The sequence below is a fragment of the Streptomyces sp. NPDC001617 genome (assembly GCF_053596855.1).
In genome coordinates, this window is sequence record NZ_JBSFHA010000074.1 from 41,359 (window position 1) to 54,145 (window position 12,787).

At 72.3% G+C, this 12,787-nt stretch carries 11 protein-coding genes and 1 pseudogene; 8 read left to right on the plus strand and 4 right to left on the minus strand.

From position 1 onward, the window contains the following. Positions 1–4: 4 nt before the first annotated feature. On the minus strand, positions 5–1,249 hold the full coding sequence (locus tag ACWC09_RS39170) for a protein kinase domain-containing protein (protein WP_450855819.1): 1,245 nt from the start codon (positions 1,247–1,249) through the stop codon (positions 5–7). Positions 1,250–1,648: 399 nt separating this feature from the next. Here ACWC09_RS39170 and ACWC09_RS39175 point away from each other — a divergent pair, with 399 nt between their 5' ends. Then, positions 1,649–3,835 carry an FUSC family protein gene (locus ACWC09_RS39175; protein ID WP_450855820.1) on the plus strand — a complete coding sequence of 729 codons (2,187 nt, stop codon included), beginning with the start codon at positions 1,649–1,651 and terminating at the stop codon, positions 3,833–3,835. 7 nt (positions 3,836–3,842) lie between these two features. On the opposite strand, the gene ACWC09_RS39180 is transcribed toward ACWC09_RS39175, so the two are convergent. Beyond that, positions 3,843–4,475: a response regulator gene (locus tag ACWC09_RS39180; RefSeq protein ID WP_450855821.1), complete on the minus strand. Its 633-nt coding sequence runs from the start codon at positions 4,473–4,475 to the stop codon at positions 3,843–3,845. Positions 4,476–4,506: 31 nt separating this feature from the next. After that, positions 4,507–5,754, minus strand: a complete 1,248-nt coding sequence (locus ACWC09_RS39185; protein WP_450855822.1) for a sensor histidine kinase — start codon at positions 5,752–5,754, stop codon at positions 4,507–4,509. Between the two features lie 165 nt (positions 5,755–5,919). Here ACWC09_RS39185 and ACWC09_RS39190 point away from each other — a divergent pair, with 165 nt between their 5' ends. The 7 genes and pseudogenes from ACWC09_RS39190 (at position 5,920) to ACWC09_RS39220 (ending at position 10,359) form a co-directional block, all read left to right on the plus strand. Beyond that, complete coding sequence (locus ACWC09_RS39190) at positions 5,920–6,693, plus strand: class I SAM-dependent methyltransferase (protein ID WP_450855823.1); 774 nt, start codon at positions 5,920–5,922, stop codon at positions 6,691–6,693. 139 nt (positions 6,694–6,832) lie between these two features. After that, entirely contained in the window at positions 6,833–7,804 is a 972-nt protein-coding gene (locus ACWC09_RS39195; RefSeq protein ID WP_450855824.1) for a hypothetical protein, read from the plus strand. Between the two features lie 178 nt (positions 7,805–7,982). Then, positions 7,983–8,210: pseudogene (locus ACWC09_RS39200) on the plus strand (amidohydrolase); the annotation flags it as partial. An 83-nt stretch (positions 8,211–8,293) separates the two neighbouring features. Beyond that, positions 8,294–8,509: a hypothetical protein gene (locus tag ACWC09_RS39205; protein ID WP_450855825.1), complete on the plus strand. Its 216-nt coding sequence runs from the start codon at positions 8,294–8,296 to the stop codon at positions 8,507–8,509. An 18-nt stretch (positions 8,510–8,527) separates the two neighbouring features. Then, entirely contained in the window at positions 8,528–9,703 is a 1,176-nt protein-coding gene (locus ACWC09_RS39210) for a cytochrome P450 family protein (RefSeq protein WP_450855826.1), read from the plus strand. Between the two features lie 91 nt (positions 9,704–9,794). After that, the gene (locus tag ACWC09_RS39215; protein ID WP_450855827.1) at positions 9,795–10,019 is read left to right on the plus strand and encodes a hypothetical protein; all 225 of its coding nucleotides are present in this window, start codon (positions 9,795–9,797) and stop codon (positions 10,017–10,019) included. A 157-nt stretch (positions 10,020–10,176) separates the two neighbouring features. Continuing rightward, positions 10,177–10,359 carry a hypothetical protein gene (locus ACWC09_RS39220; RefSeq protein ID WP_450855831.1) on the plus strand — a complete coding sequence of 61 codons (183 nt, stop codon included), beginning with the start codon at positions 10,177–10,179 and terminating at the stop codon, positions 10,357–10,359. Between the two features lie 7 nt (positions 10,360–10,366). Here the strand turns inward: ACWC09_RS39220 and ACWC09_RS39225 are convergent, their stop codons facing one another. Further along, positions 10,367–12,229 carry an ABC transporter ATP-binding protein gene (locus tag ACWC09_RS39225; RefSeq protein ID WP_450855832.1) on the minus strand — a complete coding sequence of 621 codons (1,863 nt, stop codon included), beginning with the start codon at positions 12,227–12,229 and terminating at the stop codon, positions 10,367–10,369. Positions 12,230–12,787: the final 558 nt, after the last annotated feature.

Genomic DNA, 12,787 nt, shown 5'->3' on the forward strand with positions numbered 1-12,787 from the left:
CTGACTAGAACTTCGCGCGCTGTGCGTAGACCTCGCGCAACTGCTGGGCCACGCGCCTGGCCTGCACCGAGGTACGCAGCTGCCCGGGGCCCGTGCGCTCGCGACCGCGCTGGACCGGCGGGGGTGTGCCGGGGGCCGTGACCGGGCGGGACGGCGTCTCGTCGTGGACCGCGGAAGCCGGTTCGGCCTTGACCGTGGGGGTGTAAGCGGCGGGTGGCGCCACGTCTTGGGGGAGCGGCACCGTGGGTGCCGTGGTGTGCGCCGGTGGCTGCGGCAGCGTTGCCGTGGGGAGGTCCGCGACGGCGGCGGTGTCGACGGGAGCGGGCCGGACCGCGGGCCCGGGCGGCATTTCGGGCGCCGTGCTCACTGTCGTGGCCGCAGTGTGCGCGGTGAGGCGCCGCCTGGCCTGGGCGATCTTGAGGCCCTGCGCCTCGATCACGGCACGGCACTCCTGGACGACTTCGGGCAGCGTGGGCCGTTCCTGCGGGGCGTACACGAGCATCGACGTGAGGAGCGGGACCAGTTCGGCCGGCGCCCCGGTCAGATCGGGTTGCGTGTCCGCCTTGGTGATCAGGTGGAACAGCGCGTGGATGTTGTCGGCCTGGAAGGGGTAGTGGCCGGTCGTCGCGTACAGCATGACGGCGCCGAGGGCGTACACGTCGACGGGCGACGTGAGCGGCTTGACGCCGTTCGCCTGCTCGGGCGCCATGCACGCCGGCGTACCCAGCACAGTGTTCGGAGCGGTGAGTGACGCGCTGGACTCGGTGAACACGGCCAGACCGAAGTCGATGATCTTCGGGCCGTTCGGGCCGAGGAGGATGTTGGCGGGCTTGAGGTCGCGGTGAAGCAGGCCCTGTTTGTGTACGCCGGCGAGGGCTTCCGCGAGTGTGGCTCCCAACGAGGCGGCCAGGACCAGGGACAGGGGTTCACGGGAATGGATGTGTCTGCGCAGGTCCGGACCGTCGATGTACTCGGTCGCCAGCCAAGGCTGCTCGGCATCTGCGTCCGCGTCGAGGAACGCCGCGATACGAGGGCCCCAGATCGTTTTGAGGACTTCTATCTCCTGGGCGAAACGCAGGCGGGTCTCGGAGTCGACCACCGAAGGCTTGATGACTTTCACCGCCGCAGGCTCTCCCCCGGGGGACTCACCGAGGTAGACCTGGCCCATGCCGCCGTGACCGATGCGGCCGAGCAGTTCGAATCCGCCGAGTTCCGACGGGTCCTCGGGGCTCAGGGGAGCCGCGTTCACGTGGGTCGTCCTTTCGCCCTGGTCAGCCAGCGTATGTCAGCGGAAGTAACCGTAGTCCAAGGTTGGCGCGCATGGACCGGGTCTTGCCTTCTCACGTGCGCTCCCGATTGCGTTCATAAAGAACGTGCTGTTTCCAAGCATCGTCACACCGCGGTAATACGACAGCCCCATACCCTGCAAGCCCGCGACCTACCGTGGAGACACACCCCACAGCCCGGCCGCCGTCGCCCGAAGGCTCACCCCCGCCCTCGACGAGACGACAGGAGCCCACCCTCCGTGTCCCGCCCCGCCGCCCGCACCGGCAACCGGACCAGCACCGCTACCCGTACCCGACGCCACCCCCGTCCCCTCGGTCTCCCGCCCTGGCTCGCCCATGCCCTTCGGACGCAGCGTGGTCCCGTGCCCTGGAGTGCCGTCACTCGGGGCGCCCTCTCCGCAGGCCCCCTCCTCCTCACGGCCGTCCTCCTCGACCGCACCTCCCTCGGTGTCGTGGCCGCCATCGCCGCCATGCTCGCCGGGATCAACGACCGGCCGGGGAGTCGGCGGGCGTCCGTGAAGCGACTCGGGGTGCCCGCGCTCGCCGGGGCGGTCGGGATGCTGGTCGGGACGTATGCCGGGGCGCATGTCCACGCCGTGGTGCTCACCCTCCTCCTCACCGGCATCGGTCTCATCGCAGGCGGCATCAGTGCGATCGGGCCCGTCGCCTCCGGGGCCGGTACGCAGTTGCTCGTCGCGTCCGCGATCGGGGCCGGGATGCCGGTGGCGGAGGAGGGGTGGTTGCGCGCCCTTGCTTTTCTCTTCGGTGCCGGGTGGTTGGTCGGGCTGCGGCTCGTGCTGCCGACTCCCGGCGCCATCGCCGGGGACTTCCGGTTCGACGGGGAGCGGGACGCCGTTGCAGCCGTGTACGACGCCATCGGTGCGTTGCTCGACGCGGTCGGGTCCGAGGACGCGACCTCCCGGCGTGCTGCCCTCACCGCCGCCCTCGATCACGCGCAGGACGCCCTCGCCGGGCCCCGGTTGCGGCGGTACGCCAGTTCCGGGGCCGAGCGGCGGCTGCATGCGCAGTACGCCGCCGCGTTGCCGCTCGCCGAGGCGGCCACCGCGTTGGCGTGGGTCGGGGAGGCCGTCGGTGGGCGGGCGTCGGAGGGGCCTCGGCGGCTCGCCACCGCCGTACGGGAGAACACGCACACCGGGCCGTTGCCCGCGCCGCATCGTTCGGGCCCCGCGCTGCGGGCGCTCGACGATGCCCTGTTGCAGGCAGCCGACGCCTTCGACCGGGGCAAGGGGGGCGATCTGCACACCCGCAGGACGACCGTGAAGAGCCTGCTCCACCGGGCCTTCGGGGCCGGCGGGCGGGAGTACGGGCTGCGGGTCGCCCTGTGCTTCGGGGCCAGTGCGGGCGTGGCGCAGGCCCTGCACCACGCCCGTTGGTACGGGCAGCACGAGCACTGGTACTGGCTGCCCGCCACCGCCGTCTTCCTCGTCAAGCCCGACCTCGGGCCGCTCGTCTCACGGGTGTTGTGCCGGGCCGCCGGGACGGTTATCGGCGCGCTCCTCTTCGCTGGGTTCGCGGCCGTTCTGCCTCGGCCCGAGGGGCTCATCGTGCTGGTGGCCGTGAGTGGAGCGCTGATACCCGTCTCCACTCGGCACTTCGCCGCGCAGACCGCCGTCGTGACCGTGCTCGTGCTGGCCCTGGTGATGGTCGGTGGGGAGGCGCAGGCCTCCGCCGGGCGGATCGGGGAGACTCTGCTGGCCTGCGCCATCGTCATCGTCGTCGGACATCTGCCGATGCCGGGGCAGCGGGGCGGGGGAGTACGGACCCGGGTGGCGGCCGCGAGCGCCGCCGCGCACGCCTACCTCGCGCATGTACTCCGCGAGTCCCACACCAGGAGCGTCACCGACGCCTCGGATTCCGGCGGCCGGTCCGTCTCGGGTGCCTCGGATTCCGGCGGCCGGTCCGTCTCGGGTGCCTCGGATTCCGGCGGCCGGCCCGTCTCGGGCGCTTCGGATTCCGGCGGCCGGTCCGTCTCCGACGCCTCGGACTCCCGCGGTCAGTCCGCCTCCGACAGCCCCGTCTCCGGCGGCCGGCCCGTCTCCGGTGCTCCCGTCTCCGGCAGCGAGACCGTCACCGACGCCTCGGATTCCGGCGGCCGGCCCGTCTCCGGTGCTCCCGTCTCCGGCAGCGAGACCGTCTCCGGTGCTCCCGTCCCCGGCAGCCGGCCCGTCCCTGCCGCCCCCGACTCCCGCAGCCAGCCTTCCCCCGCCACCCCCGCCACCCCCGACTCCCGTGCCGCCCGCTGGACCCTGCGTCGTGAGGCCTACCGGACGCTTGCCGAGGCCCGTACCGCCATCGCCCTCGCCGCTGCCGAACTCCCGCCGCTCGCCCGGCACTCGGAGGGGGCGGACGAGGTCGTCGGCACGCTGGAGCGGCTTGTCGACGCCACCACCGCGTGTGCGGTGCATCTTGATGACTCGGGGCGGATCCTGCCTCGGGACCGGGAGCAGATCGCCGAGTTGCTGGCGGAGTTGGAGAAGGAGCGGGAGCAGACGGGGCTACGACTGCCCGAGTTGCCCCTCGCCGTGTAGCCGAGCGTCATCGCAGCAGCCGCCGCTCCTTCGCCACCGCCACCGCCCCCGCCCGGGTTTCCACCCCCAACTTGCCGTAGATCCGGCCCAGATGGGTCTTCACGGTAGCCTCGCTGATGAACAGCGCCCGGGCGATCTCCCGGTTGCCCAGGCCGCGGGCGAGCTGGCCGAGGATCTCGTGCTCGCGGGCGGACAGGGACGGGGTGGGGCTGCGCATCCGGGCGAGGAGGCGGTCCGCCACCGGGGGCGAGAGTGCCGTACGGCCGGACGCGGCGCTGTGGATCGCCGTGAAGAGTTCGTCCGGGCGTTCCGCCTTCAGCAGGTATCCGGTGGCGCCCGCCTCGATGGCCCGGGTGATGTCCGCGTCGGTGTCGAACATCGTCAACACCAGCACACGCGGGGCCGGTTGACCGGCAGTCAATTCTCTGGTGGCCGTCACTCCGTCCATGCCGTCGCCGAGTTGCAGGTCCATCAGGACGACATCGGGGAGCAGACGTGCCGTCATGGCGAGGGCCTCCTCGCCGCTGTCCGCCTCACCGACCACCTCGATCCCCTCGGCGCTGGAGAGCAGGGCGCGCAGGCCGGCGCGGACGACGGCGTGGTCGTCGCAGAGGAGCAGACGGACCGGCGGCGTACTCATGGGGTCGGCTCCTTCGGGGCGACGGGTGTACTCATGGGGTCGGCTCCTTCGGGGCGACGGGCGTACTCATGAGGTCCGCCTTCCCCCGCCCCCACGGAATCGCCGCCGACACCACCGTCCCCTCACCCGGCGTCGACTCCACGGTCAGTGTCCCGCCCGACTGCCGGGCCCGGATACGCATCGCCGGCAGGCCATGGCCCCGGGTCCGGTCCGGCCGCGTCGGCGGTGCCGTCACCTCGAAGCCCCGGCCGTTGTCGGCCACGTCCAGCGAGATCTGGTCGTCCAGGCAGGTCAGGGTCACCGCCGCCCGGGTCGCGGCGGCGTGTTCCCGTACGTTGGCCAGCGCGCCCTGGGCGATGCGGAGCAGGGCCGCCTCGACGCGTTCCGGGAGCGGGCCGGGTGAGCCGTCCTGCCGGAACTCCACCGCCAGTCCGGACCCGCTCTCCCGCTCGGCGAGGGCATGGAGCGCCGCCGGAAGGGACCGTTCGGCGAGGTCGGCCGGTGCCAGGTCGTGGACGAAACGGCGGGCCTCGGCGAGGCTGCGGGAGGTGATGCCGGCCGCCTTGCCCAGATGCGCACGGGCCGCCTCCGGGTCCGTCTCCCACACCCGCTCGGCGGCCTGCAGCAGCATCCGCTGACTGGACAGGCCCTGCGCGAGCGTGTCGTGGATCTCCGTCGACAGCCGCTGCCGTTCCGCCAGCACACCGGCCCGCCGCTCGGTGGCGGCCAGGTCACGGCGGGTGCGGACCAGGTCGTCGATCAGGGCGCGTTGTCTGGTCGCCTGCCGCTGCAGATGGACGAAGAGGGCGGTGGCGACCGCGGCCACGGCGATCGGGGCCACGACCATGTTGGGGTTCAACGGGCCCTGCGCGACCCGTACTTCGGAGACCACGACCAGTGCGGTGAGTACGGTGGCCAGTGGTACCGCGACTCTCGGCGGCAGCGCGTAGAGGCCGGCGAACAGCAGCGGCATCGCACACCAGGTCGCGCTCGGCGCCAGGGCCAGCAGGGCCACCCAGACCGCGGACACCGACGCCAGCCAGGTCAAGTGCCGTGTGGTGGGCGGGGTTCCGGCGGGCGGCGGCGGGGCCAGGAAGTGGCCGAGGACGTACAGGAACAGGAACGCGGTGAACAGCGCCACCACCCATCCCGTACGGCCCCCGGCATGGTCGCGGGAGAGGAAGCGCGCGAACGAGGAGCCCAGCAGCAGGAAGAACGCGGCATGCACGACCGCGGTCAGCCGGCGCTCGTCGGGATCGATGATGTTCTCCTGCTCCATCCTCCGTGTCTAACGCGGCTGCCATCGGACCGCATCAACCGATCGGTTGACATCACCCTCACCCGAACCGCCCTCCGATCAGCGCCCGTCGGGCGAGCCCGACCGCGCATTCCCGCACCGAGGCTTGCAGCAACCACCGACAGCCGCAGCCCCGGAAGGTCCCTCGTGCCCGCCAAGAACCTCACCGCCAACCGCGCCGCCCTCGGCCATCGCCTCGGCTACGCCCTGCGCCACCCCGACCGCGTCCCCCGCCATCTCGCCCGCGCCGCCCGGGACATGTGGCTCAGCCGCCGTCATCCCGACCACATCTCCTACTACCGCGCCGTCATGCGCTCCGACACCCGCAACGACCCCGACGCGGCCGTCGGCAGCCGGACTCGCGAGCGTTGGCTGGCGCTCGGGGCGATGCAGTTCGACTATCTCGTCGGCCACGGGCTGCGCCCCGAGCACCGGATGCTGGAGATCGGCTGTGGCAACCTGCGGGGCGGCTGGCGGTTCATCCGGCATCTGGAGCCCGGGCACTACTACGGCATCGACATCTCGCCGGACATCCTCGTCGCGGCCCAGGACACGATCGTGGAGATGGGTCTGGAGAAGCGGCTGCCCACGCTGACTCCCGTGCGCGACCTCACCCTCCGCTTCCTGCCCGACGCGTACTTCGACGTCGTACACGCCCACAGCGTCTTCTCGCACTCCCCGCTGCACGTCATCGACGAGTGTCTGGCGGGCGTCGGGCGGGTGCTGGCGCCGGGCGGCTGGTTCGACTTCACGTTCGACCGGACGGAGGGGGAGGAACACCAGGTGCTGCGCGAGGACTTCTACTACCGGACCGAGACCCTGGTGGCGCTCGCCGAGAAGCACGGACTGCGGGCGCGGTTCATGGACGACTGGGAGGAACTTCCGCACGGGCAGTCGAAGATCCGGGTCACCGCGGGCTGAGCCCTGGGACAACCGGCCCACAGGACGTCGGCCGGTCGGGCGAACGCCCGGCCACGACGGTCACCCTCGCCGACCGGCACGCCGCAGGCTGCGTCTGGCGCCGCACCCGGCGTCCTGTGCCCCGTCCAAGGAGACGCCCATGCCCCGACTCCCGTATCTGGCCCACCTCGCCACGGCGGCCGTCGCCCTCGGCGCACTCGCCGCGGCTCCCGCGCCCGGCGACGGGCCGGCCCTGTCCCTGCCCCGTGTCGTCGCCCACTTCGACCTCGCCGCCGGGCAGACACCGGAGAACATCGCGCTCGAACCGGACGGCTCCGCCGACCTGACCTTCGCCTTCGCCCGTCAGGTCGCCAACGTCACCCCGCGCGGACGGACCCGGATCCTCGCGACCCTGCCGGCCGAGGCACACCCGAACACCCCCATCGTGCACAGCGCCATCGTCCTCGGCATCGCCCGCGCCCACGACGGCACGCTCTACGTCGTCTACGCCACCGGCACGAGCAGGACCGGCATCTGGCGCATCGCACCCGGTGGCAGGCCCCACCAGATCGCGAAGCTGCCCGCCGACGGGTTGCCCAACGGCCTCGCCCTCGACGAGCGCCGAGGCGTGCTCTACACGGCCGACTCGGTCCGGGGCACCGTCTGGCGGGTCCCGCAGGAGGGCGGGAAGCCGGTCGCCTGGGCCGACGGAACGGCTCTCGACCCGTTGCCCTTCGGCAGCGGCTTCGGCGCCAACGGCATCAAGGTGCACCACGGCGACGTCTGGGTCTCCAACACCGACCGAGGGACGCTGCTGCGCATCCCCGTGCGCCGGGACGGCTCCGCGGGCCCGATCGGGACGCGGGCGAGCGGGCTCGGCGGGATCGACGACTTCGGCTTCGTGGGACGGCACGGGGACACCGTCCTCGCCGCCCTCAACATCAGCAGCCAGGTCGCCCTGGTGCGGCCCGACGGCAGCCACACCGTCGTCCTCACCCGGCACGACGGGCTGTCCAACCCGACCTCCGTCGTCGTACGCGACCGGACCGTCTACGTGCCCAGCGCCGCGTACTTCACCATGAGGGACCCGAACCTGCTCCTCGCCCGGCTGCACCACCGGTTCGGCGACTAGGGCCCGCTGCGAAAGTCCCGCCTGCCCCGCGACGGGACTTTCCGCAACAGGCCCTGGCGGACCCGGCGGAGAGGGTCGGTTCCTCGGCCCGCCCCGCCGTCGCCGCTACGGCCCCACCCGCACCCACACCGGCGCTGCGCGGTTCGGTTCACGCGCGCCGACGGCCGCGGTACCCGCCGATCTCACCGGCCCGCACACCCAGCCCGTCCACGACCTCGCCGCGACCCTCGTCCACAGCGCCCGCTCCTCCGACGTCCGCACGACGATCGTCGACGGCCGTGTCCTGATGCGGGACCGGGAGCTGCTCACCCTCGATGTCCCTGCGGTGGTACGGGAGTTGGGGGAGCGGATGCCGGCGCTCCTCGACCGGAGTCACGGCCGCCGGATCCAGGACTACAAGACCTGAAATCCGGTCGGGGAACGGCGGTTTGACGCCAACCGCGAGTGACCGGGCCGTCGCAGCAAGTGGTTTCACGCTACACAGGAAAGGTGGAGCTGACGATTGATGTGGCGTTACTGCTCGCGGTCATCATCCTGGTGCGCCTGAGGCGTCGCACCGAGGCCCGCAGCCGGAACGACGAGAGGCTGACGGTGGCCATCGTGCTCGTGTTCGGCATTCTCATCGCACCCACCGCCTTCGGCCGGGGAGTTCTCGACGTCGTCGGTCAACTCGCCCAAGGCGTAACCCGGTCGGCAAGTCCCTGATCTCCTAGGGTGACTTCCATGGACCCCGCCGACGGCCTCCTCGACCACCCCTACGACGTCTACCGGCGCCTGCGGGACACCGCCCCCGTGCACCGCATCACCGGCCCCGACTCCACGCCCGCCTGGCTCGTCACCCGGTACGACGACGTCCGGGCGGCGCTCGCCGACCCCCGGCTGTCGCTGGACAAGCGGCACGCCACCGCCGGCACCTACAGGGGCTTCCAGCTGCCGGCCGCCCTGGACGCCAACCTGCTCAACATGGACCCGCCGGACCACACCCGCATCCGGCGTCTGGTCGGCCGCGCCTTCACCCCACGCCGGATCCAGCAGCTGCGCACGCCGATCCGCCGTACCGCCGACGGCCTGCTCGACGCCCTCGGCCCGCACGGCACCACGGACCTGGTCGCCTCCTACGCCGCGCCCCTCCCCATCACCGTCATCTGCGACCTGCTCGGGATCCCGGAGGAGCACCGGCTGGACTTCCGGATCTGGACCGACACCCTCATCGCACCGGATCCGGCCGCGGGACCCGAGGCGGCCAAGGAAGCGGTCGTGGCCATGTTCGGCTACTTCACCCGGCTCCTCGCGGACAAGCGCAAGAGCCCCGCCGACGACCTGCTCTCCGACATGATCGCCGTACAGGACGAGGGCGACCGGCTCAGCGAGGACGAGCTGATGTCGATGACCTTCCTCATCCTCTTCGCCGGCTACGAGAACTCGGTCCAGCTCATCGGGAACGCCGTGCTCGCCCTGCTCCAGCACCCCGAGCAGCTGGCCGCCCTGCGCCAGGACCTGTCCCAACTCCCGGCGGCTGTCGAGGAGTTCGCCCGCTACGAGAGCCCCGCCCTGTTCGCCCTCCGGCGCTTCCCGGTCGAGGACGTCACCATCAGCGGTGTCACCATCCCCGCCGGCGAGACGGTGTGGGTCTCCCTCGCCGCCGCCAACCGCGACCCCGCGCGCTTCCCCGACCCCGACCGCCTCGACCTCGGCCGCGACGCCTCCGGCCATCTGGCCCTGGGCCACGGCATCCACTACTGCCTCGGCGCACCCCTCGCCCGCGCCGAGACCGAGATCGCCGTCGCGGCCCTGCTGGAGCGGTTCTCCGGCCTCACGCTCGCGGACGAGGACCTGCGGTGGCGCCACTCCCTGCGCGCCCGGGGCCTGGTCGCGCTCCCGGTGTCGTACGCGACCTGAGTTCCCCAGAACAATCCCGCCGAGCCGCGATGAGCTCCGCCCCGTGCGGGCGCGAGGAGCTGCTCGTCAAGGAGAAGGCCGCACCGCGCGCGTGACGCGCCGAACGCCGAGCGGCGCGGCCTGTCGATGGTCGAGGTGGACGGACAAGGAGTACGTCGTCGAGGGCGGCGACGGGAAGGCCACCCTGCCCGGCCGCGGCACGACGTTCGCGGCCGTCTCCCGGGCGTCGTATACGACGATCCTGCCGTTCAAGGCGCGGACCGGGTCTTCCACGGGCAGCGTGCGCATTCGTTATCACGACGAGTACGAGGACTGACACATTCCGTAAAGCAAATGATCGCACAGTGACGGGAACCTCACACTCCGCAGTGAACGAGTGTCAACTACGTCTCAGTACCGCAACTGAGCGAGGCTTTTCGGCCCCGGAAGGCGTTAACTCCTACAACCACAACGCTTTCTGGAGGTGCGAGATGGTGAACGGGCGAACCGTGCTCGAACGCTTTCCCGCAGGTGGGCCGCGAGGCTCGTGGCCGGCGGAGGAGTTCGCGCACGCGCGACGGCAGGAAGGGCTGCCCGCCGAGGTCGTCATGGACCTCGCGACGGACATGTTCCTGGTGATCGTCCGCAGCGACGTGGCCGCGGACGTGGTCGCCTGAGGTGACGTCAGCCCGCCTTCGGGGCGGGCACCGGCGCCGTGAACTGTTCCGCCTGGAGCGAGTAGAGCTCCGCGTAGATACCGCCGCTGGCCAGCAGCTCGTCCGGAGTGCCGGTCTCCGCGAGACGGCCCTGGTCGAGGACGTGGACGAGGTCCGCGTGGCGTACCGACGCCAGCCGGTGGGTGATGAGGATCACCGTCTGGCCGGTCGAGGCCAGGGCGCGGATCTTCTCGAACACCTCCAGCTCGGCCCGCGCGTCCAGCGCCGCGGTCGGCTCGTCCACCACCAGGACGCGGCCGCGCCGGTAGGCCGCCCGCGCGATGCCGAGCCGCTGCCACTGACCGCCGGACAGCTCGTGCCCGCCGCTGAACTGGCGGGCCAGCAGGGTGTCCAGGCCACGCGGCAGATCGGCCACCACGTCCTCGGCCCCGGCCTCGGCGAGCGAGCCGCTCATACGTTCCTCGGTGAGCGGCGCGGAGGAGCGGCCGATCGCCACATTGACCCGGGCCGTGAACGGCCAGCGCTTGAAGTCCTGGGCCACCATCGCGACCCGCTCGGCCAGCTGGTACCGGTCGGCGGTCGCCGCGTCCACGTCGTCCCACAGGATCCGGCCGCTGTCCGGCTTGTACAGGCCCGCCAACAGCTTGACCAGGGTCGTCTTGCCGGAACCGTTCTCGCCGACCAGCGCCACGATCCGGCCGAGGGGGATGGTCAGGGAGACGTCGTCGAGGGCGGGGTGCGTCGACTCGCCCGGGTAGCTGAAGGAGACGTGCTCGAAGCGGATCTCCCGCGGCTCCTCGGGCAGGGCCTCACCGCCGACCGGGATCGCCCGCTCGGCCGCCTCGATGTACAGCTTCTGCAGATCGCCCACGAACAGGGCGTCCTCGTGCAGCGAGTTGACGGCCACGACCAGGTTGTCCAGGCTCGACGAACCCGTCCGAATCGCGATCACCGCCGTACCCGCAACCGACAGCGCCATCGCCCCGGCGAGCAGCAGCCCGGCGAGCGTCGCGTACGTCGCCACGGTCGCGACGCCCGTCCACGCCGACGCGATCACCCCGGTGCGCGCCGCCAGCCGGGCCAGCCGCGCCTGCTCGGTCTCGGCCGTCTCCGCCATGGCGTGGTAGTGCCGCAGCAGGAAGGGGCCGACGCCGTGCACCCGGATCTCGGGTGCCGCGTCCGGTTCGGTGAGCAGACTGCTGAGCAGATGGCTGGCGCGCACGTGCTGCACCCACGTGTGCCAGGACTCGTAGTGCCGCCGGGCGTTCGTCAGCGCGCCCCACGCGGTCGGCAGCGTCATCGTCGCGAGCAGCGGCAGCAGCACCGGGTGCAGCACGGTCAGCACGCTCGCCGCCGCGACCAGCGAGATCAGCGCGCTCACCACACGCGTGGCGTACGAGATCATCCGCCGCGCCGATCCGGCGCCGTACTGCGCGGTGTCCAGCAGCTTGTGGAAGGCGTGGTCCTCGATCGCGGCCAGCTCCACGGCCGCCGCCCGCTCCAGATACAGCTCGGTCGCCACCCGCTCCACCTTGGGTTCCAGCCGCCCGGTCGCCCAGGTGGACGCGGCCCGCAGCAGCGCCCCGAACAGGGCTACGACGGCCAGGGCGGCCAGCACCGGTACGGCGCCGCGCAGCCGGTCCCCGATCGCGCCGCCGGCGATCAGCCGGCCCAGCACGCTGTTCATGGCGAGCAGACTCACCGCCTGCGTCGCGCCCCGGCCCACCTCGGCCGCCAGCACGATCCGCGCCGCCCGCCGGTCCGCCTGCCAGGCCAGCCGGCAGCTCGCCCCCAGCAGGGCCGGCAGTCGCGTCACCATGGCCCGGAAACTCAGCTCCAGGAACGCGTCGGTGTGCTGGTTCCACCCCATGTCGTAGCGGAGCGGCCCGCCGAAGAGCAGCTGCTCCGACTCGGAGACCTCGACCCGCTCCGAACGGCGCTTCCTCTTCAGCCGACCCGGGCCTCGCGGCTCTTCCGGGTTGTCCGCGCGTCGTGCCGTTCTCCGTCGGCCGGAGCTGCGCGTCTTCTCCTGGCCGCCGGAGCCCTGCGTCTTCTCCCGTCCGCTCCAGCCCCGAGCCTTCTGCCGCCCGCCCGAGCCCCGCGATTTCCCCACCCCTGACCCCCGGGTCCTCCTCGGTATGGAGAGCCACTATCGCGGGACGCGCCCGCAGGCAGGCAGGGCGCAGGCGGGAAGTACGACGAGCGCGCGGGCGTACGCCCTATGAGGACCGATCGAGACGCCGGACCGGCAGCGCGGTGCCGCCGTCCGGCAGGCGCGGCCGGAGCCGGACGGCAGGGGTTCGGCTGCCCTGCGGCGGCTGGGCGAAAGCCGGGCCGGCACGCGGTGCAAGTCCTCCGACAGACGCGGCCGGAGCCGGGCGGGAGGGGCGCGTACGCCCTGCGGCGGCTGGGCGAGAGCCGGACCGGC

Bases quoted from the DNA above. Each gene is read 5' to 3' on its own strand.
- ACWC09_RS39225 (WP_450855832.1), bottom strand. From the start codon at position 12,229: ATGGGGTGGAACCAGCACACCGACGCGTTCCTGGAGCTGAGTTTCCGG.
- ACWC09_RS39210 (WP_450855826.1), top strand. From the start codon at position 8,528: ATGGACCCCGCCGACGGCCTCCTCGACCACCCCTACGACGTCTACCGG.
- ACWC09_RS39185 (WP_450855822.1), bottom strand. From the start codon at position 5,754: ATGGAGCAGGAGAACATCATCGATCCCGACGAGCGCCGGCTGACCGCG.
- ACWC09_RS39180 (WP_450855821.1), bottom strand. From the start codon at position 4,475: ATGAGTACGCCGCCGGTCCGTCTGCTCCTCTGCGACGACCACGCCGTC.
- ACWC09_RS39195 (WP_450855824.1), top strand. From the start codon at position 6,833: ATGCCCCGACTCCCGTATCTGGCCCACCTCGCCACGGCGGCCGTCGCC.